The sequence below is a fragment of the Corynebacterium sp. KPL4035 genome (assembly GCF_037908325.1).
Taxonomy (GTDB): Bacteria; Actinomycetota; Actinomycetes; order Mycobacteriales; family Mycobacteriaceae; genus Corynebacterium; species Corynebacterium kefirresidentii.
Genome location: NZ_JBBMGF010000002.1, coordinates 26,327 through 50,852, shown reverse-complemented (window position 1 = coordinate 50,852; position 24,526 = coordinate 26,327). Strand labels below are relative to the sequence as shown.

The window sequence follows — 24,526 nt, the reverse complement described above, 5'->3', positions numbered from 1 at the left end:
TCTTTCTATGGGTGTGTGTAGTTTCGGATGGTGCCAAAGGCTTGGGCGATCAATGAGGAGTCCTTGCGGCCGGGCGCATACTCCAAGCCTGAGTTGAGGTCCAGTCCCGAGGTTCCGATTCTTAGTGCCTCTTCGAGGTTCTCTACCCGGAGCCCTCCGGCGAGGAGAGCTTTCTCCTTCACTTCAGGGGGAATCGTCTGCCAGTCAAATGTGGTTCCCGTCCCGCCACTGCCGGAGTCGAGGACAAGAGCGCCTACCTCTGGTACTAGGTCCGGTGTCAAGGCAGCGAAGTCAGGGTTATTCATGTCGATGGCTCGCCAAAGGCTGAGGCCATCAGCGACGCCGCGAACATCTTGAAGGAATTCCAGCTCTGCTTCCCTACTGCCTTGGAATCGGGCGTGAAGCTGGAGAACGTTGAGGCCGGGGATCCTGGTTAGGTTTCCTAGCGTCTCCAGATCCGTAGACCGCGTCACGGCTACGTACTCCAAATCTGGTTCCGCGGAAATGATGCTCTGTGCGGTTTCACATGAAACACTGCGGGGCGAATCCGGTGCGAAGATGAGGCCTCCATAGCGGGCTCCAGCAGCGCGGGCTGCTTGTGCGGAGGAGGCGGTGGTAAGGCCACATACTTTATTGGTACCAAAGACTAGGTCGCGCGCCGCCCGATCGATGTCCTCTTGGGAGGTGAGTTGCGAGCCTACAAGGAAGGCATGCGCGTGGGCTCCTAACCGGCGGACGGTGGCGTTATCTCGGATTCCAGATTCGGAAACTATCACCTTTCCGTCTGGAACATGGCGGGCTAGGCGTTCGGTGCGGCCTAAATCAATGCTGAGGTCGTGGAGATTGCGGTTGTTGATGCCGATGATATCGACGCCAAAATTCACCGCGCGATCGACTTCGTCCTCCGTGATCGCTTCAGTCAAGACGTCCAGGCCGAGTTCGTCCGCCAGTGCCTTGAGCTCACCGTAGGTGTCATCGTCGACGATAGACATCATGAGCAAGATGGCATCGGCGCCATAATAACGCGCGGCATAGACCTGGATGGGATCGACAATGAAGTCTTTGCACAGCACCGGCACATGGGTGGATAGCGCGACAGTCTGTAAATGGTCATAGTCGCCGCCAAACCGATCGGGCTCGCACAAGACCGAGATGGCGGAGGCGTAGCGAGAGTAGATCCGGCCAATATCGCCCGGGCGATAGTCCTCGCGAATTTTGCCAAGGGACGGTGAGGCAGACTTGCACTCTAAGATGAAGCGGTTGCTGCCACGGAGGGCGTCGGCAAGCGAACGCTCCGATCGTGGCACACTAGCCAGGTCTACGTGGGATAGCCGCTCACGGAGTGCGGGCAGGTGAGTGCGGCGCTCGGCGACGATCTCCTCGAGCACCGTAGGTAAAGCGTTCTCTGACATTAATTCTCCTCCCCTACTGCATAATTTGTGCTCTCGTGGAGCGAGAGCCATTCTTCAACAGCGCCGCTGCCAATCAGTTCCTTTGCGTGGGTGACTCCCGCCGCGATAGTCTCCGTGGTCCCGTTGAGGTAAAACATGGCGCCGGCGCTGGCGGCAATGGCGTCACAATGGGCGGGCTCGCCACGGCCGGCAAAAACCGCACGGAGGGCTTGAGCATTGGCGGCACCATCGCCGCCGGCTAGGTCTGCTAGCTCGTGGCGCTTGATGCCGAGGTCTTCTGGGGTAAGCTCATAAGAGACAATCTCTCCGTCGTTGAGCTCCCAGACCTGTGTCGTGCCGTGGGTAGCGATCTCATCCGTGCCAGCACCATGGACGACCAAGGCGCGTTCCCGGCCGAGCTCTCGGAAGACTTGCGCGATGAGTTGCCCTTGGGCCGGGTGTGCGATGCCCATGATTTGCAGTGACGGGCGTCCTGGGGACAGGAGGGGACCTAGTGTATTGAAGATGGTGGGGATACCTAGCGCCTTGCGCACCGGTTGTACATGGGCGACCGCTGGGTTGTAGGCCGGGGCGAATAGGAACGTGAAGCTGGAGGCTTTAAATTGGCGCACCGCCCGGGCGGCGTCTAGGTCCAGTGGGATATTCAGGGCTTCGAGAACATCGGCCGATCCGGACTTGGAAGAGACCGAGCGGTTGCCATGCTTGATCATCCTCACTCCCCCGGCGGCGGCAACGAGGGAAGCGCCCGTAGTGATATTGATAGTATTCGCGCCATCGCCACCAGTGCCGGCCGAATCCATGAGTCCTTCTCCGGTGAGGGGGAAAGGATAACCCACTTTCAAGAAAGCTTTGGCCGCGCCGGCAATATCTGCGAAGGTCTCGCCGCGGGTGCGGATATGGGTAAGAAGCGCCGCGATATGAATATCGTCGTAGTCGCCCACGGCCAAGGGGGTAAATACCTCCATGGCTTCTTCGATGGTGGGCTGAGAATTATTCAGGAAGGCTTGCAAGGTACGCAGGGGTGTGTGATTCATTTTAGTGCTCCGTATCCATAGTTGCGGGTGTATATAGTTGGTTAATGCAACGCTCAAGCATGGCGGGGCCGCGGGGCGTGAGGATGGACTCGGGGTGGAACTGCATGCCGAGGGCCCTACCATCGTCCGTTTCGGCCGCCATGGCTACCTCTCCGATGTCCGTGGACGTACGCGCGAGGCATCTCATCCCCCGAGGGAGGTCCGTACATCCAAGCGAGTGATAGCGCGCCACCGGGACTTGCGTACCAAGGTGGCCCGGTTGGTCCGGCTCGGTATCGGTGGCAAGGCCCTGAAAGACGGGGTGCATAACGCCGGCCTCGGTCAGGGTCATCGGGAGGGACTTCCCGTGCACCGGGCCGCACGGTTCGACCGCGCCGCCGTGGTGCTCGAGTAGCGCTTGGAAGCCGAGGCATACGCCGAGGATTGGGGTGGTGCCTAAGGTGGCGCCGATAAGCTCCATCATGCAGCCGGCGTCCCGTGGATGACCGGGGCCCGGGGAAAGCACAATGATGTCGGGTTGCGTGTGCAGCACGTCGTGCACCGCTACGGTATTGCGAAACACGGTAATATCGAATCCAGCGAGGGCATCGACGAGGTTGTAGACAAAAGAATCGTGGTTATCCAGAAGGACAATATGCGGCGAGTTCATCGCTGTACCTCCAATTCGGCTCCGTGTGCCATGGCGATGGCATGGAGGACGGCGTAGGCCTTATGCACCGTTTCATCGGCCTCGGCTTGCGGCACTGAATCCTTGACCACGCCGGCGCCGGCCTGCACAACTGCGGTGCCGTCCTGGACGTAGGCCGAGCGGATGACGATGCAGTTATCCATGGCTCCATCGCCGCGCAGGTATCCCACCGCCCCGCCATAGGAGCCGCGGCGCTTTCCCTCCGTGCAGCGCACCAGTTCGGTGGCGCGAAGTTTGGGCGCTCCCGTAAGCGTTCCCATGTTCATGCACGCGCGGTAGGCATCGAGCGCATCGAAGTCCGGGTGGAGCGTCGCCGTGACGCGGGAGACCAGGTGCATGACCCGTGAGTAGCGGTCAACGTGCAGGAGTTCTGCCACTTGCCGGCTGCGGGGCACGGCCACGCGAGCGAGGTCATTGCGTGCAAGGTCCACTAGCATCGTGTGCTCCGCAATCTCTTTCTGGTCTGTACGCATTTCTAGCTCGTTGCGAATATCTAGTTCATGGTTGATGCTGCCATCCGGGTTGAGCCCGCGTGGGCGAGTTCCGGCGATGGGATAGAGCTGGACCTGCCTATCTTCTGGTGTGAATTTGAGATTTGATTCTGGCGAGGCGCCGAAGAGCTCATAGGCGGCACCGCGGACGTAGAACATATAGGGCGAGGGGTTGGTCTCGCGTAGCGCCCGGTAGGCAGCCAGGGCGTTTGGGCATTCCACGGTGAAGGCGCGCGCGGGCACTACTTGGTAGATATCGCCGGCGTGAATATTGCCTTTAAGCTTGTCGACGTCCGCCCGAAACCCTGCATCATCCACATCGGCCATCGCCCGGATCTTTTCCTTTTGGGGCACCGCGGGACGAGCGGCCGCCGGCAGTGAGGCAAGAGAGTCCAACTCTTCCTGCAGGCGCTTGTCGTCGATGTCCCAGCCTTCTAAGCGTGCGGTCCCCTGTAGGTGGTCTACCGCCAGGACGGTTTGGGCTACCAAGAATTCAAAGTCCGGGTAGGTGTTGGCCCCGGGCTTAACCTCGGGCAGTTCCTCAAAAGTAGCGAGGTAGTCATAAGCGAATCCACCCCCAAGGAACGGCAATAATGGAGAGGAATAGTTGGCTTCTAGTTGCAAGAACCGCAAAATATCGGCGGTAGATTCGGCAAGAAGCCGTTCCCGCTCGTCGGGCTGTGTGGACAGCGAGAATTCGAAAATCGCCACGGTAGTTTCACGTGAAACTAGGCGATGGTGGAACCGGTCCTCGAGGGAAGGGAGGAGCGTCTCCCCTGCTTCCGTGAGAGCGTGTACCTCGACCCTCTGGCCGTGGCACGTTACTTTCAGGGCCGTCTTGAGTACGGCAAGGCAATTGAGATTCTTCTTGGTCTCAATGTCCGCGCTTTCAAGAAGTAGGGAGTCGTGCGGTTGTGCGAGGGCGTCAAAGATTGCGGCTGCATCGCTGCCGTAGGAGATATGGCGAGTGGCGGTGGATGGCATTGCAGTGCCCTTTCGATGGGTGTGGGGAACGGGGAAACGGATAGTGAGTTTCCGCGAGCAGAGGCACTAAAACGCCAAAAGGCCCGCAGAATGCGAGCCTAAAAATGGGAGGTGGAATAGGGCCCGCGGGTTACGCGCGCCACCACCAAACAGTAGTCATCTTCTTCATAGCAGTCATGCTAACCTACATTTCTATAACCTGGCAGTTAATCGTTAAAAATATTCATCCTCCCCCCTATGTGCTTGTGCTTGGCGCCGAACAAAGAAAACCAGCTAACGAATCGCGGTACTGTGGAGTGCATTCACGCAATGGAGAAAGGTGATGAATATGAGCATCGACCAGAAGGAACTACTAGCGAAGGTCCCCACTCAGCTTTTGATTGGCGGACAGTGGCGCGACACGTCTTCCGGCGAGACCTTTGACGTAGAAAATCCGGCGACCGGCGCGACCATCGCCACGCTGTCGTCGGCGAATTCTGATGATGCGGTGGCTGCCCTCGATGCTGCCTGTGCGGTACAAGATGAGTGGGCGCGCACCACCCCGCGCGAGCGCGCAGATATTCTCCGCCGCGCCTTTGAATTGGTACACGAGCGCGCCGATGAGTTCGCCACCCTGATGACCCTTGAAATGGGAAAGCCCTTTGCCGAGTCGCAAGGTGAGGTCACCTATGGCGCGGAATATTTGCGGTGGTTTAGTGAGGAAGCTACGCGTGATTATGGCCGCTACTCCCCTGTCCCGGAAGGCACCTTGCGCATGGTTACCCGCCGCAAGCCCGTGGGTCCGTGCCTATTGATTACTCCGTGGAACTTCCCCCTAGCCATGGCCACCCGAAAGGTTGCCCCAGCCGTTGCAGCGGGCTGCACCATGGTTCTGAAGCCGGCCAAGCTGACGCCGCTCACCGCGCAGTACTTCGCGCAAACCATGCTCGATGCCGGCCTGCCACAGGGCGTGCTCAATGTTGTCTCCGGCAGCTCCGCGTCGGCCATTTCAGAGCCCTTGCTTGCCGACGCCCGCTTGCGCAAGCTTTCCTTCACCGGTTCTACCCCAGTGGGCAAAACCCTCCTGAAGGGTGCCGCGGACAATGTCTTGCGCACCTCTATGGAGTTAGGCGGTAATGCACCGTTCATTGTTTTCGAGGATGCGGATATTGACCAAGCGGTTGCGGGAGCTATGGGCGCCAAGATGCGCAATATTGGCGAGGCCTGCACCGCGGCCAACCGTTTCTTGGTGCACGAGTCCGTGGCAGAGCAGTTTACGCAGAAGCTGACAACAGAGTTTGAGAAACTTGTCGTTGGTAATGGCATGGACGAAGGCGTGACGTGTGGTCCGCTGATTGAGGCTAAGGCCCTCGACAATGTTGCAGCCCTGGTTGAGGATGCGGTGGACAAGGGCGCGACAGTTGTCACCGGTGGCACCCGCGGCGAGGGCGCGGGCCACTTCTATGCGCCCACTATCCTGAGCAATGTTTCACGTGAAACTCGCGTGGCTCAGGAAGAAATTTTTGGACCGATTGCGCCCATCCTTACCTTCAAGGACGAAGCGGAAGCACTAGAGATTGCGAACGATACGGAGTACGGACTTGCCTCCTATGTATATACGGAGAATTCCGATCGCCTCTGGCGCGTTGCCGACGGCCTCGAGTTTGGCTTAATGGGATTCAATGCCGGTGTCATCTCTAATGCCGCTGCCCCATTCGGCGGTGTCAAGCAATCTGGTTTAGGACGCGAAGGCGGCGCCGAAGGTATTGAAGAATATACCTCGGTGCAGTACTTGGGTATACGTGATCCTTATACCGGAGCCTAAAGGTTTGAGTGCTTTACAAGGCGGGAGAAACCAGCCGGGTTCCCTTTGCGCGATCCGGCTCAAGCTATTTATGCAAAGTCTCGTGAACAGCGTTTCCTAAGCGTGCACGAATCTGTGCTACCTGCCCAGTGGGTAGCATTGTGCCAGCTCAAGGCGTGACGATTGCCGGTAGCCGCCTAAACGAGGGCGGCTTCGATAAGAGCCTGTAAGGGCTCTTGATTCACCTTTGCAGCCTGCGGGGCGTATAGTACCCCTCCGTATAATTCAATTTCTATTTCCTTCGTCTGCGATGCGCGGTCTTATGGCCAGCGCGTGGAGAGGGAATTTTCTTTTTGTTATTTGGAGTGAGTATATGACGCCTACAGAATCTGCAGCGGCCAAGCCGCAGCTGATTACGCCTACGTTTGTCCTTGCGTGGGTGGCTAATTTTTGTCAGTTCTTGGTCTTTTACCTGTTCGTAACCACCATGGCCCTCTACGCGGTAGAGAGCTTCGGGGCATCGGATACCGTCGGTGGTTTCGCCTCCAGTGCCTTTGTTCTGGGCGCGACGTGCATGCGCGTGTTCTCCGGCTGGATCGTGGACCGCGTGGGCCACAAGAAGGCGGCCTTGACTTCCTTGGCCTTCGTCACAGTTGTAGCTGTGGCGTACTTTTTTGCCCATAATGTTGCGGTCTTGATTATCGTGCGAATGGTGCACGGCGCGGGCTATGCCTTGACCTCCACCGCACTCATGGCGGTGGCGCAGTCCGTTATCCCACACGAACGCCGTGCGGAAGGCACCGGATACTTCGCCCTGGGCACTACCCTTGCAACCGCGTTTGGTCCAGCTATCGGCCTGCTCTTAGCCAATAACATCGGCTACACCACGCTTTTTGCTGCCGCCCTTGGTGCAAATATTGTTTCCCTGATCCTGGCCTTGGTGCTGCGCTATCCGGCCGAGGTTTCCTCCGAAAAGCCGGCCTTTACGTTGAGCAATGCCGTGCACCCCAACGTGGTGCCCATCGGTCTATTCATGCTCCTCGTCGGCATCGCCTACTCCGGCGTGGTGACCTACCTCAACGCCTACGCCCGCAAGGAAGACCTGGCCACCGGCGCAGGGCTCTTCTTTATCGGCTATGCGGTCACGATGCTCATCATGCGCTTCTTCTTGGGCCGTATGCAGGACCATAAGGGTGATAATGCCGTGATGTACCTCGGCTTGGCCGCCTTTCTCGTGGCCCTGCTGATCATGGGCTTCCCCACCAATGACGTCATGCTGGTGGTCGCGGGCGCCTGCACCGGTTTGGGCTTCGGCACCCTCAGCCCCGCCTGCCAAGCCATCTCCGTGCGCTCGGTTCCTACCGCGCAGATGGGCGCCGGTATCTCCACCATGTTCCTGCTCATGGACCTCGGTATTGGCCTAGCCCCGTTCGGCCTGGGCCCCATTGTTGGGGCAACGGGCTTTGACACGATGTATCTCATTCTCGCGGGTCTCGTGGTCATCGCCGCTATCTACTACTTCTTCGTGCACGGCCGCTTCCCTAAGGCGAAGGGGCACCATCTGAGCTTTGAAGCGGGCAAGTAACACAGCCACTGCCCCTCCTTCGCACTCGGCATGAAAAGCACGCCAGCGCTAAGCGCTGGCGTGCTTTTGTTTTGCGCGCACTCCGGGCAAGAAGAGGGTGCTGGCCTCGCCGGTAAGCTAAAGGCCCTGATACAGCCTGCGGTCCCGGAAGTAGAGTATGCGCCGAGACGCGCTGAGCTCGACATGAGGACGCGGCAAGGCGATACCTTTCGAGCAGTGCCAATAGTGATGGGGAACGTTCAAGGTGGATTGGATCGGCGGACTATGAGCCCTCGTGTAACTAGGTGCGAAGCGAGTTCTGTTGGTGAGTGGGCAGGCAGCCAGCATCTACAACGCGCCGGGCAAGGGCGCGGTCGCCCATCTTGGCGGCAAAGGCCATGCGCATGGTGATGCCGTGGCTGGGTGGGGTATCCAGCTCAATGGCGTCGCCGGGGCGAATGCGGCCGGGGGAAATGATGCGCAGGTAGGTACCGCAGTCGCCACGCGCGGTCCAGCGCTTGAGCCAGCCGCGCTCCCCTAGCCAGCCGGCGAAGGTGGCACACGGTTGGCGGGGCACGGATACCTCAAGCACGGCGGTGCCGATGCACACGCGCTGATTGATGAGCAGAGCAGACAGATCGATGCCCTGCGTGGTGAGATTTTCGCCAAAGCCCCCGGAGGCCAGCGGGCGGGAAAGTTCAGATTGCCAGTAATCCAGTTCCTCGCGGGAGTAAGCGTAGACGGCCTTATCGTTGCCGCCGTGATGTTGGGTGTCACCAATTATATCGCCGCGCACGCCGGACCCATCGCCGTAATGGGGTCCGGGCGCTGCCAGATCGATAAAATCCTGCGGCTGCTTGTCGATGCCCGAGAACTCATGCCGCCCGCTCGGGTCCGGCCGGCGGACGGCGACATTGGTAGAGATGACCTGCATGCCTGCCACCCTAGCTGAGCGTGAGCGCCTCCGCGGTGAGAATATCGCGGTAGAACAGCTGCGGGGCGAGGGAGACGGCCTCGGCGAGCTGTGGGAGGGCGTCGTCAAGCGCTGCGGCGAAAGCAGGGTCCGCCAGCTTGCCATTGGCCACGCCGCGCGCCGTGATGGCAAAGACATAGGAAATAAACGGCATCCAGGCGGAATCGCCGAGCTCCGAATTGCCATCGCCAAAGGCGTCCAGCGCGAGCAGGGTATGCAGGACGGACTTATCGACGCCCAGCTGTTGCAGCGTCACCCGCAGCTGCATTGCGGTGCTACGCAGGTTAGAAATGGTGCCCAGGCGGGTGAGCGCAAGGTCATTGGCAAAGCACTCGCGCAGTGCGGCAATGCGGTGGGCATCATCGCAGAGCTGGTCGCTGTCCGTTGCTGGCGTAGGTGCCTCGCCCGTTGCACTCATCAGCAACATGGGGCGGGTGACATCGTCGACGCCGGTGGACGGCACGCGCGCGAGGGAGGCGGAGCCGTGGGCTTCGACGTAGTCATGGGCGGCGTCGGCAAGCGCGGCCAAGAGTGAGGAAGGCTCGGCGGCCGACTCCTCGCGCTCCTCGCGGCGGAAGGTGCGGGAGACCAAGCCGGTGCGGACAAAGGCGCGCATGCGCTGCCCCGGCTCAAAGTCTGCGGCCATAAGGGCATCCATGCTGGCGCGCGGATCCGCCTCAATCTCCTCGATGATTCCCTCGAAGGTTTCCTTGGCCTTGGGGGCTAGGCGGCGCATAGCCGCGTAGGTAGGCCACATACCCTCGGTGTTTTCGGTTTCGCCGTCCTGGAAGATGATGAGGGCGCTCGCCGGCGGGTACTGCGGCGCGGCCAAGTCGCTGGCCGGCTCATCCTCGCGGAAGTCCACGATGAGGTGGCCGGCGTCCAGCAGCTCCTCGGGCAGCTCAAAGCCTTCCTCCGTGGGCTCCAGCGGTTGCGGCTCGCCCGCAGGATTGCCCAGCGGCCACGCCCAAGCCAGCAGCTCTACCTCCTCCTCATGCGCCTGCTCGGGGACGAGGATGCCGTCCTCAATGGTTGCGCGGGCGACCAACGGTGCCTTGCGCACGGTGGCGATGGCGGCATAAATGAGGTCGCTGGCCGCGGTGGCCTCATATTCCATGACGCGACGCTCAAAGCTGCGCTTTTGGTGCGCTGCGCGCTCCTTTTCCGGCAGTCCTTCGAGGTATTCTTCATAGGACAACGTGGACCACAGGAGGTAGAGCTCCAGCGAGGTCTTCTTCGTCAGCGCCGACTTCAGCGCGCGGTTAGGCACGGACAGGCTGGTGGCGGCCTCCGTAGAGCCATTGGCGGTGACAAGGTCCCTAATCTTCTGGTTTTTATCAATAACCACGAACTTTGCCAGCGGCAGAGGCTCCGGCGAGTGGATGGTAAAGAGGGCATCGGCATCGAGCTGATCTGCCAGGATGACTTGTTTATCGAGGTAATCGACTGGTTCGGCCGCGGTGCGCTTGACCCGGGTACGAATCGTCGCCGGTTCCACCTGGAAGGTCAGCTCATAGCCGGCCTCGCTGCCGATGGTCTCCTCGCGTACGCTCTCGTCCTCACCAAAGACGCGCTGGCCCTTTTTCATCTGGATGGGCTTATTCGGCGCAGAAGCCAAGGCATAGCTAAACGGAGAAAGGTTGCCCAGGGCGTCGATGAAGCGGAAGTTAGTGCCACGCGGGCCCTCGTTTTTGGCGCGCATATGCAGTGTTTCCGCGAAGTTAAGGTACTGGATATCCACCAGTTCCTCATCCTTGTACAAGCTAAAGCGGTAACGGCCTACCCAGGGATCTTCGAAGGCATCTGCCGGGAGTACCTCGTGGATGCCCTCCGGTAGCTCATCCTCTAGCACGGCCTCCTCTTCCCCACCGATGGGGACGTAGGTCAATTCCATGCTGAGCTCTGTGTTCGCGATGACGCGCGGTGACTGGGTATAGACCAGCTCGCCATCTAGCCCGTGGGCATTGGGCAGCGACTTGACGGCCATATCCCAGACAAAGTCAGGGCTGCCAGACACCTTGATGGTGGCGGGCTCCTGTTGTGGTGCCTCCACCGTGAAGGATTGGCTCACCTCTAACGGGAAGATGGACCAACCCTCCCAGGCGCCGTGTGGGCGAGGCTCGCCGGCCTTAGCCTTGGTGAATTCCGTGCCAGCAGGGGCGATGCAGGTATATGAGCCTTTAGGCATCGCTGCGGTGGTATCGACCGGACGATGGGTGGAATCCAGCACTAAGCCGCCATTGGCCACGCCAGGGAATTCCAAGGTGTGCTCTTCAAAGGAGACGCTCAGGTGGCTAAAGGGGTGGGGTATGCTGATCCACAGCCCGGGCTCCTCGCCCTCCACGTAGTAGAACTTACGAGTGTCCTCGCTGTCGTCGAGCAGCTGAGCGGACACGGTCCACTGGGGATCCTCTGGCTCATAACCTGCGGTTAAGGCTGGTAGGTACAGCTCCAAAGTGTGGGTAGCTGGGGAGAGGCGCAGGTGCGGAATCCCCTGAAATACCGCTGCGTCTGCAAAAGATGAAAGCTGGCTGCGAAACCTCTCCTGGCTCATTTACCCCAGCCTAGATCATTTTCATGCAGATCTGCATTTTGGCTGCGAGCGGGGGAAATGACCCGAAAGCCGGGGGTGAGTCCAGCGGAGAATTTGGGAGCGCGTGCCCAGTAGGACGCGGAATGCGCAGCGAACTACACCGCACCGGCACGCGGCTATTACACTGTGTGATTATGACTACCCAGAGCGATTCCACCTCGTACCGCTATACCCCGGAGCTGGCGAACCAGATCGAGAAGACCTGGCAGCAGTACTGGAAAGACAATGGCACTTTCAACGCCCCGAACCCGGTAGGCGAGCTCGCCACCGATGCGGGCGAGCTGCCTAAGGAAAAGCTCAATGTGCAGGATATGTTCCCCTATCCCTCCGGTGCGGGCCTGCACGTGGGACACCCGCTGGGTTATATCGCCACCGATACCTATGCTCGCTATAACCGCATGCTGGGCAAGAACGTGCTGCACACTTTGGGCTACGATGCCTTCGGCCTGCCGGCCGAGCAGTATGCCATCCAGACCGGTACGCACCCACGGACCACCACCGAGGCGAATATTGAAAACATGCGCCGCCAGTTGGGCATGTTGGGACTCGGCCACGATCCGCGCCGCTCCGTAGAATCTACGGATCCGGAGTTTTTCAAGTGGACGCAGTGGATTTTCCTGCAGATTTATAACTCCTGGTTCGATGAGGAGCAGCAAAAGGCTCGCCCCATTGCGGAGCTCATCAAAGAACTAGAAGCCAATAAGCGCACCACTAAGGACGGCCGCTATTACGAGGACCTCACCGAAGAGGAAAAGGCCGCAGCAATTGATGAATTCCGCCTAGTTTACCTGTCTAATTCCACGGTGAACTGGTGCCCAGGCTTGGGTACCGTGCTGGCAAACGAGGAGGTCACGGCAGAGGGCAAGTCCGAGCGCGGCAACTTCCCCGTATTTCGCAAGAACTTGTCCCAGTGGATGATGCGCATTACCGCCTATTCCGATCGCCTGCTCGATGATCTAGAGCTTTTGGATTGGCCGGAGAAGGTGAAGTCCATGCAGCGCAATTGGATTGGGCGTTCCCGCGGCGCGGAGGTCTCCTTCCCCGCTGAGGGCTATGAGATCGAGGTCTTTACCACTCGACCGGATACGCTTTTCGGCGCCGAGTACGTGGTGCTGGCCCCAGAGCATGAGCTTGTCGACGTCCTCCTCTCCCCCATCCCTTATGACGATGACGTAGACGAGCGTTGGACCTACGGTCACGATGATCCCAAGGAGGCCGTGGAGTCCTACCGCACCGATATTGCCGCCAAGTCTGATCTAGAGCGGCAGGAAAACAAGGAAAAGACCGGCGTCTTCCTGGGTACCTATGCCACCAATCCGGTTTCTGGCAAAAAGGTCCCGATCTTTATCGCCGACTACGTGCTGACCGGCTACGGCACCGGCGCCATCATGGCAGTTCCAGCGCACGATACCCGTGACTACGAGTTTGCCAAGACCTTCGGCCTGCCCATTACGGAGGTTGTTTCTGGCGGCAACGTGGACGAAGAAGCCTGGGCCGAGGACGGTGCCCTGGTTAATTCTGCCAATGACAAGGGCCTAGATCTCAACGGCCTGAATAAGGCCGAGGCTATTGCCAAGGCCATTGAATGGCTGGAAAAGGACGGCTCTGGCCGGGAAAAGGTGCAGTATAAGCTGCGGGATTGGCTCTTCGCCCGCCAGCGCTACTGGGGCGAACCCTTCCCCATCGTCTATGACAAGGATGGCTTTGCCCACGCCCTGCCAGAATCCATGCTGCCAGTGGAGCTTCCAGAGGTAGAAGATTATAAGCCGGTTTCTTTTGATCCAGAGGATAAGGATTCCGAACCACAACCCCCGCTAGCTAAGGTGCGCGACTGGGTCGAGGTAGAACTTGACTTGGGTGACGGCCCGCAGACCTACTTCCGCGATACCAACGTAATGCCGCAGTGGGCAGGTTCTTCCTGGTACCAACTGCGCTACATCGATCCCCGCAACGATGAGGCATTCTGCGATATCGAAAACGAGCGTTATTGGACGGGCCCGCGACCGGACCAGCATGGTCCACAGGATCCGGGCGGTGTCGACCTTTATGTCGGCGGTGTCGAGCACGCCGTATTGCACCTGCTTTACTCCCGCTTCTGGCATAAGGTGCTCTTTGACCTGGGATTTGTCAGCTCTCAAGAGCCCTACCGTCGCCTGTACAACCAGGGGTATATCCAGGCCTATGCCTACACCGATTCCCGCGGCGTGTACGTGCCAGCTGCTGAGGTAGAAGAAAAGGACGGCAAGTTCTACTACAACGGAGAAGAGGTCAATCAGGAATACGGCAAGATGGGCAAGTCCCTGAAGAATGCTGTAGCTCCGGACGATATCTGCCGCGACTTTGGTGCCGATACCCTGCGTGTGTATGAAATGTCCATGGGTCCGTTGGACACCTCCCGCCCGTGGGCTACCAAGGACGTCGTCGGCTCCCAGCGCTTCCTGCAGCGCCTGTGGCGCCTTGCCGTCAATGAGGACACCGGAGAGCTGGCCACTACCGACGCCAATTTGAGCGAGGATGATCTCAAGCAGCTGCACCGCACCATCGCGGGCGTGCGCGATGATTATGAGAACCTGCGGCTCAATACCGTGGTGGCCAAGCTCATCGAGTACGTCAACTACCTGACCAAAACCTATCGCACCGAGGCACCGCGCGCCGCCGTCGAGCCAATTGCCCAGTTGGTCTCCCCCATCGCCCCGCATATCGCGGAAGAACTGTGGCAGCGCTTTGGCCACGACGAGACCATTACCTATCAGCCCTTCCCCACCTTTGAGGAAAAGTACCTGGTAGATGATGAAATCGAGGTGCCGGTACAGATTAACGGCAAGGTAAAGGCCCGCATCAACGTAGCTGCCGATGCCGACCAGGAGGGGGTCTTCGAGGTTGCTCTGGCCGATGCCAAGATCGCCGAACTGACTAGTGGAAAGAACGTAGTGAAGAAGATCTACGTGCCGGGCCGCATGGTCAATCTCGTCGTCAAGTAGTTACTCCTCCCAAAATTCCGTGGCACACAGCGCTATGCCGTGTGCCCGGATTCCCTGGCCGACCTCCAGTTTCTCGTTCACAATGAGCGGCAGGCCGTCGAGGTCGCATACCCAAAACTCCCCCATGCCCAGCTCATTGCTGTGCTTGGCGATGCCCCCGATGGTTCCCGCCACCTCTACCTGCGGGTTGAGCATACTGGGCTTTAAGTTCCGAGAAAAGCGCTCGGTAGCAGGAGAATTCAAAGAAAATTCCTCTGGCTCCCCCACCTCGTAACGCAAGGCCACAACCGCCGGCTGGACCTGTCCCTCTAGCTTTTCGCCTCCGACGGGGTTTCCCGCTGGCAGGGCAAAGGGTGCATCCGCCAGTGCTGCGAACCGTAAATCCCCCGTTTCCACAATGCCGATATAGGGAGTTGCGCGATAAATCGTTCCCAGGGCCTGTTCCCCTCCCCGATACGAAGGAACTGCGGCCCACTCCCCTTCGTACTCCATCGCGGTGATCGCCATGTCGGACGGATCTGCGTGAAAAAGGACTCGATCAAATCCAGGTGCATCCCATATTTCGCGGCTCGTGGGTAGCTCTGCGATGAGCTCTTCAATATCCATTAGATCGAAACCACATGTGCTAGATAGCTTATCCATGCTCGCCATTTTAAACACTTCGGTCGCTTCTCCCGAGACGCCGTTTGTTCCAGCGGACGGATCGCTACCAAGACTCTTTGTTTAACTATTTAATTTTTGCGCCAATAACATAGCAGTTAAAACATTTGGATAAGCCCGCCAATAGTGTTCCAAAATCAAATCAATTATGATTTTGGCCCTAAAGATGTAGGGGCATTAAATTGTTGACGTGCTATACGCCCGCCGTATTAAAGTAGTAGGAGTTGTTGTATCAACTCCCGATCGCCTAACGGGTTGCTAGATCAACTACGCTGTATAAGCTGTTAAATAACGGCAACCGAAGGAGGATAGCCATGCGTGTGGAGCAGAGTGCGGCATGGGGAGATTTTGTCACTATGCAAGAGCTGCTGCATGCGCGACTTTCTGCACAGTTGCAGAGAGACTCTAGTCTAAGCGAGGCGGACTATGCGGTCTTGGCGGTGTTGCATCGCCGCCGCAAAATTCATACCCGTCCGCACGAATTGGGGACGGAACTACGATGGGAAAAATCGCGCCTGCATCGACAGCTGGTGCGCATGGAATCACGAAAATTAGTCTCCAGGCGGGAAGCACCGGAACTTGGGCCTCGAGCCATTGAAGTCACTGTGACGGAAAAGGGAAGTGCCGCCTTCGGTGCGGCAATAGCGCGCCACACCGCCGCAGTTGATGAAATCGTGGTGAGCACCCTTAGTGACGAAGACCTACAAACTTTGGGGGAAATTTCTCGGAAGTTGTTGCGTGGGATTGATGAGCAGGGCGCTGGAGAGTTCGCTTCTGAAGCCTAACCGCGTATGCAAAAGGCACCCGCCATGACGGCGGGTGCCGGGGAATATTAGCAGGGCGCAGCCTAGGCAATTTTAAGGACGGTGCGTCCGTGGTGGGTGCCCTCTAGAAGGGACTTGGATTCCTCGACCACGTCCGAAAGTGGAATCGTTGTGGTCAGGGACTCAAGAATGGAACGGTCTAGCTTCCGAGCCAAGAGCTGCCAAGCGTTCTGGCGGTAGTGCAGTGGGGCGTCTACGGAATTGACGCCGGCAAGGTGTACGTTGCGCAGAATGAACGGCAGCACGGTGGTGGGAAGATCCGGGCCGGCGGCCATACCGGTGGAGGCGACGGTGCCGCCCCAAACCGTGCGAGCCAATACATTGGCCAAAACGTGGGAGCCGGAGGTATCGACAGCACCGGCATAGGTTGCCTTCTGCAAGGGTTTTCCGGTCTCGGCGAACTCGGCGCGGTCCACAATGGTGTGGGCACCGAGCTCGTGAAGGTACTGGGAATAGTCATCGGGACGGCCGGTCATGGCGTGGACCTCGTACCCGGCATTGGACAGGAGGTTCACGGCGATGGAGCCGACACCGCCAGTTGCGCCGGTGACCAAAACGGGGCCGTCGGGAAGCCCGCGCAAGGAGTTGACGCACAGGGCAGCGGTATAGCCTGCGGTACCGACAGCGGCTGCCTGCTCAGCGGTGAAGTCTGCGGGGAGCGCGACCGTGGCCTGGGAGTTAACGCGCTGCTTCGGGGTGTAGCCGCCGTGGCGGAATTCGCCAAGGCCATCACCGAAGGAGGCAACCAGGGTGCCTACCGGTAGGCGCTCTACGCTGGACTCGGCAACGGTGCCGACCACGTCGATGCCTGGGACAAGTGGGCTGGTGCGCATGACACCGCGGTCGCCTGCGATTGCCATGGCGTCCTTGTAATTCAGGGAAGAATAAGAAACATCAACGGTAATGTCACCCTCGCCGAGGAACTCTCCCTCTTCAAAGGAGGTCGTGACGGTTTTGTCTTCGTTGCGAGTTACTAGTAGCGTGCTCATGCTCACCATCGTACGTTAAATGTGATGCAGGGATTCGACAGCGAATCTCCCGGGAATTTTTCAGACAGGCTTGTTAAATTGGGCATTATGACGACGACCACTGGATCCACCCGCACTTCGCACCAGGTAAGGGCGCAAGGCGCGCCTTCCAAGCGCACGTTGTGGCGCAGTGCTGGCGTTGCCTGCGTGGTCGTTGTGGTGGCTATTGCCGTAGCTACAGTGGGCAAGCCGTTTATTGATATTCCCGGCGTGCTCGATGCCTCTGCACATGCCCGCCGCAGCCTGGATCTGCAAATGTTCAACGGCTTTAATAACCCTCATCCGTGGTGGGGACCGTGGACCAATACCTTGGGCAATATAGCGCTCTTTTTCCCACTTGGCGCGTGCTTGGTAGTGATGGGGCAACATTCGCGCCACGTCCGCTTTGGCCGTGGCGGAACCATCCTTCTAGCCATGGCGCTCAGCTTGGGCATCGAAACTACCCAATATCTATTCTCACTGGGCTTTAGCGATGTCGACGATGTGGTTTTCAATACCCTTGGAGCGGCCTTGGGCGCGTTCCTAGTTAGCCGCAAGAGCGCACAGGCGCAGCTGCGAGCCGTCCGCGCTATCGGCTGGATGGCGGCTTTGGGCTTGGGTGCCCTCGCCGCCGCGATTGTGGCCGGAGTAATTGTCTAAGTACCCAGGCTGACGCGGTGCCCGAAATTAAACATATCGAGGGAATCTCCCTCTTCGAGGCACTCAAACATACCGGCGGCGTCGGTGGGAACTATGCCGGTGACCTGTGATACTCCGTAGTCCTGAAGGAGAATAGGGGCCAGGGGCGTTGAGGGCCCCAAGATCACATTGAAGGACTCGCGGGAGAGCTCGAGCAGGCGGGGAGCGGTCTTATTAACAAAGGCGGAGCCGGTAATGAAGACATAATCGCACTCGGGCAGTATGTACTCGGCGGCGGAATCGGGGTAGTCGCCCTCATTGAGCGAACGCTCTAGCATATAAAAATCCGCCGCCTGGTTGAGCGCCTTAGGCGCAAAAGGGAAGTGGCCAATGACGGCGACCTTCTTACCCGCGACGGCTTCGCGGAAGGGACCGAAGATGTGGGGCCAGGGGGCGTCGGCAAGCGCAAAGCCATGTTCATTGGCCACGGAAGGCGTGGCGTAATAGGAATTGAGCGCAGCCATGCCGAAGGACGCCTCTGAGAAATTCCAACTCTTGGCCAGCTGTGCGATGGCACGTAAGGGAACGCCGGAGTACTCAGCGCTCATCTGGGCGGGGCGGGAGGTTGCTGACATGGTCATGGCCACGCCGCAGCTAGGACTTTCGGTGTAAACGCGGGTCCACCGCGGGTTTTGGGCAGCGCGGGAGACCACTATGTCACGGGGAATGGCATCGATGAGGTCATCGTAGAGATCCCAGGCGGACATGAATAAACCAGCTTTTCCTTATTGTTTGGCACTGCTTGTGAGGAGGCAGTTTAGTCGAATAGGTGGGGAGTACCCTATAGCTTTAGTCACATATATTCGCAACGGCTTGCGCAGTCTGTTTAGCAAAGGGGCTTACCCCAGTAATGGTGGCGGAGCCGGGTCCGGTCCAGGTGCCGTAGCCTACGAGGAAGAGACCGTCGACGGCGGGGGAGGTACCATCAAGGAGCCCGCGGATAGGCCGGAGAGCAGGCCGGAAACCGGTGCACCAGATGAGATGGTCCGCGTTGACTTCAGCAAGAGAAGAAAACATGGGGGTGGCCTGCAAAAGCCCAGAATCCCGTGCCCGCAGGACAGGTGGAACCATCACAATATCGCCCAAGTTGGAATCCGCGCCGGGGTCTGGCTCGCCGCGCAGCATTGCGTTGAGGCGGGCGCGATTGCGCTGAAACAGGACTCGACCATCAACATCATCGGGCATCCACCGCGGGGAGCTGCGGGTGTACCAGGTTGTCTCTACGCCGGAGAGTAGGAGCTCGGCCGCGATTTGGGCACCGGAATTGGCCGCGCCCACGACCGCCACGGTAGATTCGGCAAAGTCCGCGGGGCCTGGATAGAAGGCGGAATGCCATTGCCTTCCGCCAAAGTTGCCGGGGTAGTAGGGGATAAAAGGTGCGGACCACGTGCCCGTTGCCGCTACGACCGTGCGCGAGGTGAGTTTCTCTTCCCCCGCATAAACGTGGAAGTACGCGCCGTCATGGGTCACCTCATCCACTGTGACTGGCCGACGAATGGGCAGTTCATAACGCTGCTCATAGCGTGCAAAATAATCAATAACGTGGCTGGCCGGTGGAAAGCCCTCGTAATGGGGCATGGGCCATCCCGGCAGGTTGGAAGAGGCCGCATTGCTAAAAAGCGTCAGGGAGGGCCAGGTATGGCGCCAGGCTGCGCCAGGACCGGATTCTGCATCCAGAAGGACAAAATCTAGGCCCTTCTTGCGCAGGTAATAACCCACCGCGAGGCCTGCCTGGCCGGCACCAATGACTATGCAGTCCAGCATCAAATGAGCTTTCTCTCTCGTGCCACGGTCACCGCGGCGGTGCGGGTTTCCACGCCCAACTTTTGGAAAATATGGATGAGGTGGGTCTTGACCGTGGCCTCGGAAATGAACAGCTGCTTGGCTAGCTCCTTATTAGAGGAACCGCTAGATAACGCCCGCAAGATTTCCAGCTCGCGGGTGGACAGTGATTCTTGCGGTCGGCCCACACGCTGGGCGAGGAGATCCACAACCTCCGGCGCTAGGGTGCGGCGGTGCGCGGCGGTATTGAACACGGCTTCGTGCAACGCCTGCTCGGGGGAGTCCTTGAGCAGGTAGCCCATCGCGCCGGCTTCCACGGCGGCGAGGATATCGGCCTGCGTGTCATAGGTGGTCAAGATGAGCACGGGCGGGCCGCCGGCGTCTACTACGCGCTTGGTGGCTGCGATGCCATCCACGTCGGGCATCTGGATATCGCAGACTACAGCGTCTACCTGCGGGGCATCTGCAGTAAAAAGCTTATCCACATCCGCGCCGGTGGAGCCCTCCATTACTACCTCGACATCGGAGAAGGTATTGAGAATGGCGCGCAGGCCGGCGCGGACCACTGGGTGATCATCAATCAGCATGACATTAACCATTGCTTCGCTCCTTCAGCGGTATACGGACGGCCAGGGCGGTGCCTTCGCCCGATTCTAGGTTCATAGTGCCGCCCACGCTCTCCACGCGGTCGCGCAAGCCGGTAAGCCCGAAGCCATGATCCTTATTATCCCTGCTAGGGGAGGCGGTTACGCCGCATCCATTATCAACAACGTCCAGGGTGACAGCATCTTCGAAAAGTCCGAGCGTGACCACTGCACGCGAGGCGTGGGCGTGTTTGATGACGTTATTGAGACCCTCCTGCGCGGCCCGCACAATGACCTTTTTGATCTGGGCAGGCACCTTGCCGCTGCCGGAGACCACCAGTTCAAGGGTGGTATCTTCGCCCAAGGCTTTCACGCGGCTGCGCATCTGGGATAGCAGGGAATTGAGCTGGGTTTCCAGCCGCTCATCGGGGCCGGCGAGCTCCCGGACAAAGCGGCGGGCCTCGGCCAGATTCTCGCTGGCGACTTCCTCGATAATTTCCAGCTGCTCCTCTTTGGTTGCTGGATCAGTGGTGCCGCGGGCCGCACGGGAGAGCAGCAGAATAGAACTAAGACCTTGTGCGACGGTGTCGTGAATCTCGCGAGAGAGCCGCTCGCGCTCCTCCAGCCGGCCGGCTTGGTGCTCGCTTGCGGCTAGCTCGGCCTGGGTTTCGCGCAGCTGCTTGGCGATGTCCCTATGGTGCGCCGCCTCCGCCTGCAGTCGCCGCTGGATGAAAAAGACCGTGGCCGCAAAGGCGGTACCGATAAGCGGTCCTACCGCAGCAGCGATGGTCCAGCCCTCAGGATGTAGCCAGGCGGGGATGAAAGCGGCAGCCGCCCACAATATGGCGATGGAGACCAGCCCAGGCACGGTGGGCAAGGCGCGCAGAAAGACAAAAATAAGTGGGAACTCCAGCCACATGAAATCCTGCGCATGGACCATCAAGCCCAGCCAGAGGAGGCAAAGTCCACCCAGCCACAGCCACGTGGGCAACCAGCGTTGTGCGGCATACACCACGGCGAGTGCGATGGCTAAGCCAATAACGCGGGCATCGAGCCGGCCGTCCACGTAGGCACGCGCTACGCCGAAGACCAGCAGAAACGCGAACATGGCGTGCAAACCATAGACCCATAATTTCTGTCCTTTAAACACAACCACCCAGGATATCCGCGCAAGGGTGGACAGTGAATCAACCACTTGGTTGACTAGAGGTTCAGCGAGCTGGCCGATTACTTCTGACCTGCATAAAGCGAATATAGAAGTATGTTCCTAGCAATCAGAGAAATCACCACAGCGCGCGGCCGCTTCGCGCTCATTGGCGGCACGGTTGCGCTCATCACCCTTTTGCTCGTGATGCTCTCCGGCCTAACGGAGGGCCTTTCCAAGCAAAATACTTCCGCTTTGGAGTCCCTGGAAAAGGAGTACCCGTATATTTCCTTCTCCACCGAGGATCCCTCCTTCAGCGAGTCCGCGATGCATGCCGGCGATATCGCCAGCGACGGTATTCCCCTCGGCGCGGCGCAGACCAAGCTGGAGGGTCACGGCGGCGTTGCCGTCCTCAGCTTGCCAGCCGGCACCCAGGTTCCGGGCACCGATAAGACCATCCCAGAGCAGGGCGTGCTCCTGCCAGATTCCATCGATGCGGCCGAAACCGTCCCCCTAGGCGGCGCCGACTTCTCGGTGGAGGGCACCGTCCCGGAGACCATGTACTCCCACTCTGCGGTGGTATGGGCTTCCACCGAGTCTTGGCAGCAGATTAGCCACGCCCCGAAGGGCGTGGTGGGCACCGCCGCACTGTATAAGTATGAGGTTCCCGGCTCCGTCAAGGTTTCCAAGTCCTTCACCGGTCTAGCGGGCTATCAGTCTGAACGCGGCTCGCTGCTTACCATGCAGGGCTTCTTGTACGGCATCTCCGCGCTAGTCACCGTCGCTTTCTTGACCGTATGGACCATTCAGCGCACCCGCGACCTGTCTATTTTGCGCGCGCTGGGCGCCACCGTGCGCTACCTGCTGCGCGATGCCCTGGCACAAGCCGCCATCATCTTGGCTGCCGGCACCATCCTGGGCGCTGTCGTTGGGTGGGCGCTCGGCGCGCTCGCCTCCGGCACCGTTCCTTTCGATGTCTCTTTGCGCAGCATTGCCGTTCCTGCGGTTGGTATTTGGGTCCTCGGTATGGCCGGCGCCCTCGTCGCTACCCGCCGCGTAGCTAAAGCCAACCCACTCGATGCACTTGGAGGAAACGCTTAACATGTCCACCATTCTTGATATTCGCAATGCCACCGTGACCTACCAGGACGGCGAGACAACCACTACCGCGCTTGCCGACGCCTCCCTCAAGGCCGAATCCAATAGCCTGACCGCCATCGTGGGTGAGTCCGGTTCTGGTAAATCCACGCTACTATCCGTAGCCGCTGGGCTTATCACCCCGGATTCTGGTTCCGTACAGGTAGATGGCACCCGGTCCATCATCTTTCAGCAGGCCAACTTGCTGTCCTCGCTCAATGTGCGCGACCAACTATTGATTATGGATCACATCGCTGGCCGCAAGCTGCGCCCACAGCGCGCCGATGAGCTATTGGACTTTGTGGGCCTGGCAGGTATGGGAAACCGCCGCATGGGCCAGATGTCTGGCGGCCAGCGCCAGCGCGTCAATATCGCTCGTGCGCTCATGGAGCAGCCAGACCTGCTGCTGGCGGATGAGCCTACCTCCGCGCTCGATTCTCACCTTTCCCAGGAGATCATCCGCCTTTTGCGCGATGTCACCCAAGAGATGAAAACCGCCACCGTGCTGGTGACCCATGACCGTTCCCTGCTGACCTTCGCTGACCGCGTGGTTGAGGTCAAAGACGGTCACGTTTCCGAGCAGGAGAAGGTTTCCGTGCTCAGCTAGCGCCGCATCACTAGCAACCGTGCGATTGCTTGGGGCACCGCCGCGGCAATCTGGGAGGCAGAGCAAATCCCAAAGCCGTCTGGGGTGTGGGCGGCAATAGCGGCAGCGTGTTGGTGTATGGCTGCGGCGTGCAAAATCTCCGCAATGATCCCCTTCGCATCTACCTCAGCAAAATTCAGCTGGGCTAGCGTGGCGCCGAGGATGCCAGAAAGCACGTCACCGGATCCGGCGGTAGCTGCATAGGAGTGCCCCGCGTTCATGCCATAAATTTCCTGCCCGGGGGCCGTGACCGTGGTGATCCGGCCTTTGTGCAGGACAAAGCAGTCGAGTGTCGCGGCAAGCTCCTGCAGGCGTACGCTTAAGCCCTCCGAAAGATCGAGTGCGCGGCCAAGCGTAGCCGTATAGAGCCGCTCAAATTCCCCGGCATGCGGGGTAAGAACCGCGCAAGGATGATCGTGTACAAGTTTGCGCAGATCCTCATTGCTAGCCAGCACCGTGAGCGCGTCTGCGTCGATAACTGTGGGCAGTTTGCGTGCCAGCACAGCCCGTAATTCCGCTGCCGCTTCCGGCCCGGTGCCTCGTCCTGGGCCTACTACCCAGGCTTGAGCATGGACCTTTTCTTCAGCGCTTGCATGGGGCACTACCTCCGGCAGGCTTGCGACTACAGAGTCATTTCCTACGACGCGGACCATGGAGGGGGTGGCCCGCACCGCGCCCGTGGCGGCGAGTATGCCCGCGCCGGGAAAGGCGTTGCTGCCGGCGCATACCGCGGTAACCCCACCGGTGTATTTAGTGCTTTTCGCCCCGGGCGTCGGATCCAGGATTGGCCCCGTGCAGCCCACCGGCTTTGGGGCGGAAACCTGGCCTTGGTCACCCGTGAGTACCGGCTCGGTTGGCCACTGATAGGGCAAGGGGATGGTGGGTTCATTGGCGATATGGCCCACCGGTTCTGCGGTGGCAGACAGCTCTTCTGCAAAAGAGCGCGGCGCGCCTGGCAAGAGGAGATCGCAGAGCACCACCGCGCCGCATTCTGGGGCACAGACGTGTCCGGCGCGGGCCCAGCCAAAGCTAATGGTCACGTCCGCTTCCACCGCATCGGTCGCAGCCACACCGGTATCGGCGTTAATCCCGGAGGGGATATCCACCGCTAGGACTGGAACGCCACGCTTTTTGGCTTCGGCATAGGCGCTGAGCGGGGCACCGGAAAGGCCGCGGGTGGAGGAGAGGCCGGCGACGGCGTCGATAAGCAGATCGGCAACCTCCAGACTGTGCACAATGGTCCCGCCGGCCGCGGTAAACGCCTGCAGTGCGGGTTCGTGGGCGCTATCCGCCGCGAGGATGGCCTCGACTGAATAACCATCCTCCGCCAGGAAAGCGCCAGCGTAGAGGCCATCGCCGCCATTGCCGCTTGGGCCGACGAGGATACTCACTCGCCGCCCAGGGCCGAGCATGGCTGCGGCCGTGGCTGCTACGCCGCGCGCGGCCAAGCGCATGAGCTCATCGGCAAAGTCTTGCTGGGCTAGAAGGGAATGCTCCGCCGCACGGACGGCAGCAACGCTATAGGCATATCGCATGCCCG

20 protein-coding genes are annotated in these 24,526 nt (G+C 59.6%); 7 read left to right on the top strand and 13 right to left on the bottom strand.

Annotated features, from left to right (window positions below):
- Positions 1 to 5 precede the first annotated feature (5 nt).
- The 4 genes from trpCF to WMP96_RS01985 are packed head-to-tail and all read right to left on the bottom strand — an operon-like array spanning position 6 to position 4,609.
- Positions 6 to 1,412 carry a bifunctional indole-3-glycerol-phosphate synthase TrpC/phosphoribosylanthranilate isomerase TrpF gene (gene trpCF, locus WMP96_RS02000; protein WP_340432048.1) on the bottom strand — a complete coding sequence of 469 codons (1,407 nt, stop codon included), beginning with the start codon at positions 1,410 to 1,412 and terminating at the stop codon, positions 6 to 8.
- Positions 1,412 to 2,446 (bottom strand): anthranilate phosphoribosyltransferase, encoded by a 1,035-nt coding sequence (gene trpD, locus WMP96_RS01995; RefSeq protein WP_340432046.1) that lies wholly within the window; start codon positions 2,444 to 2,446, stop codon positions 1,412 to 1,414. The genes trpCF and trpD overlap by 1 nt, the downstream gene beginning before the upstream one ends.
- A gap of 1 nt (position 2,447) precedes the next feature.
- Entirely contained in the window at positions 2,448 to 3,095 is a 648-nt protein-coding gene (locus WMP96_RS01990; RefSeq protein ID WP_301716700.1) for an anthranilate synthase component II, read from the bottom strand.
- The gene (locus tag WMP96_RS01985) at positions 3,092 to 4,609 is read right to left on the bottom strand and encodes an anthranilate synthase component 1 (protein ID WP_301716701.1); all 1,518 of its coding nucleotides are present in this window, start codon (positions 4,607 to 4,609) and stop codon (positions 3,092 to 3,094) included. Before WMP96_RS01985 ends, WMP96_RS01990 begins: the two co-directional genes overlap by 4 nt.
- 322 nt (positions 4,610 to 4,931) lie before the next feature.
- Here WMP96_RS01985 and WMP96_RS01980 point away from each other — a divergent pair, with 322 nt between their 5' ends.
- Together WMP96_RS01980 and WMP96_RS01975 are read left to right on the top strand one after the other, a co-directional pair.
- Positions 4,932 to 6,413, top strand: a complete 1,482-nt coding sequence (locus WMP96_RS01980; RefSeq protein WP_445292938.1) for an NAD-dependent succinate-semialdehyde dehydrogenase — start codon at positions 4,932 to 4,934, stop codon at positions 6,411 to 6,413.
- A gap of 352 nt (positions 6,414 to 6,765) precedes the next feature.
- Positions 6,766 to 7,977 (top strand): MFS transporter, encoded by a 1,212-nt coding sequence (locus WMP96_RS01975; RefSeq protein ID WP_301716703.1) that lies wholly within the window; start codon positions 6,766 to 6,768, stop codon positions 7,975 to 7,977.
- A gap of 280 nt (positions 7,978 to 8,257) precedes the next feature.
- On the opposite strand, the gene WMP96_RS01970 is transcribed toward WMP96_RS01975, so the two are convergent.
- Positions 8,258 to 8,890, bottom strand: coding sequence for an MOSC domain-containing protein (locus WMP96_RS01970; protein WP_301716704.1), 633 nt, complete (start codon positions 8,888 to 8,890; stop codon positions 8,258 to 8,260).
- 10 nt (positions 8,891 to 8,900) lie between these two features.
- On the bottom strand, positions 8,901 to 11,483 hold the full coding sequence (locus tag WMP96_RS01965; protein ID WP_340432040.1) for a hypothetical protein: 2,583 nt from the start codon (positions 11,481 to 11,483) through the stop codon (positions 8,901 to 8,903).
- A gap of 173 nt (positions 11,484 to 11,656) precedes the next feature.
- Here WMP96_RS01965 and leuS point away from each other — a divergent pair, with 173 nt between their 5' ends.
- Positions 11,657 to 14,503 (top strand): leucine--tRNA ligase, encoded by a 2,847-nt coding sequence (gene leuS / locus WMP96_RS01960; RefSeq protein WP_301716706.1) that lies wholly within the window; start codon positions 11,657 to 11,659, stop codon positions 14,501 to 14,503.
- Here leuS and WMP96_RS01955 read toward each other — a convergent pair whose 3' ends face one another.
- Positions 14,504 to 15,145 (bottom strand): hypothetical protein, encoded by a 642-nt coding sequence (locus WMP96_RS01955; RefSeq protein WP_340432037.1) that lies wholly within the window; start codon positions 15,143 to 15,145, stop codon positions 14,504 to 14,506.
- 332 nt (positions 15,146 to 15,477) lie between these two features.
- On the opposite strand from WMP96_RS01955, the gene WMP96_RS01950 reads away from it, so the two are divergent.
- Complete coding sequence (locus tag WMP96_RS01950) at positions 15,478 to 15,948, top strand: MarR family winged helix-turn-helix transcriptional regulator (RefSeq protein ID WP_301716708.1); 471 nt, start codon at positions 15,478 to 15,480, stop codon at positions 15,946 to 15,948.
- Positions 15,949 to 16,010: 62 nt separating this feature from the next.
- On the opposite strand, the gene WMP96_RS01945 is transcribed toward WMP96_RS01950, so the two are convergent.
- The gene (locus tag WMP96_RS01945) at positions 16,011 to 16,985 is read right to left on the bottom strand and encodes an MDR family oxidoreductase (protein WP_301716709.1); all 975 of its coding nucleotides are present in this window, start codon (positions 16,983 to 16,985) and stop codon (positions 16,011 to 16,013) included.
- Between the two features lie 78 nt (positions 16,986 to 17,063).
- Here WMP96_RS01945 and WMP96_RS01940 point away from each other — a divergent pair, with 78 nt between their 5' ends.
- Complete coding sequence (locus WMP96_RS01940) at positions 17,064 to 17,654, top strand: VanZ family protein (RefSeq protein ID WP_301716710.1); 591 nt, start codon at positions 17,064 to 17,066, stop codon at positions 17,652 to 17,654.
- Here WMP96_RS01940 and WMP96_RS01935 read toward each other — a convergent pair.
- From WMP96_RS01935 to WMP96_RS01920, 4 genes are all read right to left on the bottom strand, one after another.
- Entirely contained in the window at positions 17,651 to 18,400 is a 750-nt protein-coding gene (locus tag WMP96_RS01935) for a DUF364 domain-containing protein (RefSeq protein WP_301716711.1), read from the bottom strand. The two genes, WMP96_RS01940 and WMP96_RS01935, sit on opposite strands and share 4 nt — an antisense overlap.
- 82 nt (positions 18,401 to 18,482) lie before the next feature.
- Positions 18,483 to 19,457, bottom strand: coding sequence for an NAD(P)-binding domain-containing protein (locus WMP96_RS01930; RefSeq protein ID WP_301716712.1), 975 nt, complete (start codon positions 19,455 to 19,457; stop codon positions 18,483 to 18,485).
- Positions 19,457 to 20,074, bottom strand: coding sequence for a response regulator (locus tag WMP96_RS01925; protein WP_301716713.1), 618 nt, complete (start codon positions 20,072 to 20,074; stop codon positions 19,457 to 19,459). Before WMP96_RS01925 ends, WMP96_RS01930 begins: the two co-directional genes overlap by 1 nt.
- Positions 20,067 to 21,167: a sensor histidine kinase gene (locus WMP96_RS01920; RefSeq protein ID WP_301716714.1), complete on the bottom strand. Its 1,101-nt coding sequence runs from the start codon at positions 21,165 to 21,167 to the stop codon at positions 20,067 to 20,069. Before WMP96_RS01920 ends, WMP96_RS01925 begins: the two co-directional genes overlap by 8 nt.
- Positions 21,168 to 21,320: 153 nt before the next feature.
- Here WMP96_RS01920 and WMP96_RS01915 point away from each other — a divergent pair, with 153 nt between their 5' ends.
- Both WMP96_RS01915 and WMP96_RS01910 read left to right on the top strand, forming a co-directional pair.
- On the top strand, positions 21,321 to 22,304 hold the full coding sequence (locus WMP96_RS01915; protein WP_301716715.1) for an ABC transporter permease: 984 nt from the start codon (positions 21,321 to 21,323) through the stop codon (positions 22,302 to 22,304).
- A gap of 1 nt (position 22,305) precedes the next feature.
- Positions 22,306 to 22,947, top strand: coding sequence for an ABC transporter ATP-binding protein (locus tag WMP96_RS01910; RefSeq protein WP_301716716.1), 642 nt, complete (start codon positions 22,306 to 22,308; stop codon positions 22,945 to 22,947).
- On the opposite strand, the gene WMP96_RS01905 is transcribed toward WMP96_RS01910, so the two are convergent.
- The gene (locus tag WMP96_RS01905) at positions 22,944 to 24,521 is read right to left on the bottom strand and encodes a bifunctional ADP-dependent NAD(P)H-hydrate dehydratase/NAD(P)H-hydrate epimerase (RefSeq protein ID WP_340432032.1); all 1,578 of its coding nucleotides are present in this window, start codon (positions 24,519 to 24,521) and stop codon (positions 22,944 to 22,946) included. The two genes, WMP96_RS01910 and WMP96_RS01905, sit on opposite strands and share 4 nt — an antisense overlap.
- Positions 24,522 to 24,526 lie beyond the last annotated feature (5 nt).

What these genes read in the sequence shown, in the direction of transcription:
- trpCF (WP_340432048.1), bottom strand. Translation starts at nt 1,412, where the DNA reads ATGTCAGAGAACGCTTTACCTACGGTGCTCGAGGAGATCGTCGCCGAG.
- trpD (WP_340432046.1), bottom strand. Translation starts at nt 2,446, where the DNA reads ATGAATCACACACCCCTGCGTACCTTGCAAGCCTTCCTGAATAATTCT.
- WMP96_RS01990 (WP_301716700.1), bottom strand. Translation starts at nt 3,095, where the DNA reads ATGAACTCGCCGCATATTGTCCTTCTGGATAACCACGATTCTTTTGTC.
- WMP96_RS01985 (WP_301716701.1), bottom strand. Translation starts at nt 4,609, where the DNA reads ATGCCATCCACCGCCACTCGCCATATCTCCTACGGCAGCGATGCAGCC.
- WMP96_RS01980 (WP_445292938.1), top strand. Translation starts at nt 4,932, where the DNA reads ATGAATATGAGCATCGACCAGAAGGAACTACTAGCGAAGGTCCCCACT.
- WMP96_RS01975 (WP_301716703.1), top strand. Translation starts at nt 6,766, where the DNA reads ATGACGCCTACAGAATCTGCAGCGGCCAAGCCGCAGCTGATTACGCCT.
- WMP96_RS01970 (WP_301716704.1), bottom strand. Translation starts at nt 8,890, where the DNA reads ATGCAGGTCATCTCTACCAATGTCGCCGTCCGCCGGCCGGACCCGAGC.
- WMP96_RS01965 (WP_340432040.1), bottom strand. Translation starts at nt 11,483, where the DNA reads ATGAGCCAGGAGAGGTTTCGCAGCCAGCTTTCATCTTTTGCAGACGCA.
- leuS (WP_301716706.1), top strand. Translation starts at nt 11,657, where the DNA reads ATGACTACCCAGAGCGATTCCACCTCGTACCGCTATACCCCGGAGCTG.
- WMP96_RS01955 (WP_340432037.1), bottom strand. Translation starts at nt 15,145, where the DNA reads ATGGATAAGCTATCTAGCACATGTGGTTTCGATCTAATGGATATTGAA.
- WMP96_RS01950 (WP_301716708.1), top strand. Translation starts at nt 15,478, where the DNA reads ATGCGTGTGGAGCAGAGTGCGGCATGGGGAGATTTTGTCACTATGCAA.
- WMP96_RS01945 (WP_301716709.1), bottom strand. Translation starts at nt 16,985, where the DNA reads ATGGTGAGCATGAGCACGCTACTAGTAACTCGCAACGAAGACAAAACC.
- WMP96_RS01940 (WP_301716710.1), top strand. Translation starts at nt 17,064, where the DNA reads ATGACGACGACCACTGGATCCACCCGCACTTCGCACCAGGTAAGGGCG.
- WMP96_RS01935 (WP_301716711.1), bottom strand. Translation starts at nt 18,400, where the DNA reads ATGTCCGCCTGGGATCTCTACGATGACCTCATCGATGCCATTCCCCGT.
- WMP96_RS01930 (WP_301716712.1), bottom strand. Translation starts at nt 19,457, where the DNA reads ATGCTGGACTGCATAGTCATTGGTGCCGGCCAGGCAGGCCTCGCGGTG.
- WMP96_RS01925 (WP_301716713.1), bottom strand. Translation starts at nt 20,074, where the DNA reads ATGGTTAATGTCATGCTGATTGATGATCACCCAGTGGTCCGCGCCGGC.
- WMP96_RS01920 (WP_301716714.1), bottom strand. Translation starts at nt 21,167, where the DNA reads ATGTTCGCGTTTCTGCTGGTCTTCGGCGTAGCGCGTGCCTACGTGGAC.
- WMP96_RS01915 (WP_301716715.1), top strand. Translation starts at nt 21,321, where the DNA reads ATGTTCCTAGCAATCAGAGAAATCACCACAGCGCGCGGCCGCTTCGCG.
- WMP96_RS01910 (WP_301716716.1), top strand. Translation starts at nt 22,306, where the DNA reads ATGTCCACCATTCTTGATATTCGCAATGCCACCGTGACCTACCAGGAC.
- WMP96_RS01905 (WP_340432032.1), bottom strand. Translation starts at nt 24,521, where the DNA reads ATGCGATATGCCTATAGCGTTGCTGCCGTCCGTGCGGCGGAGCATTCC.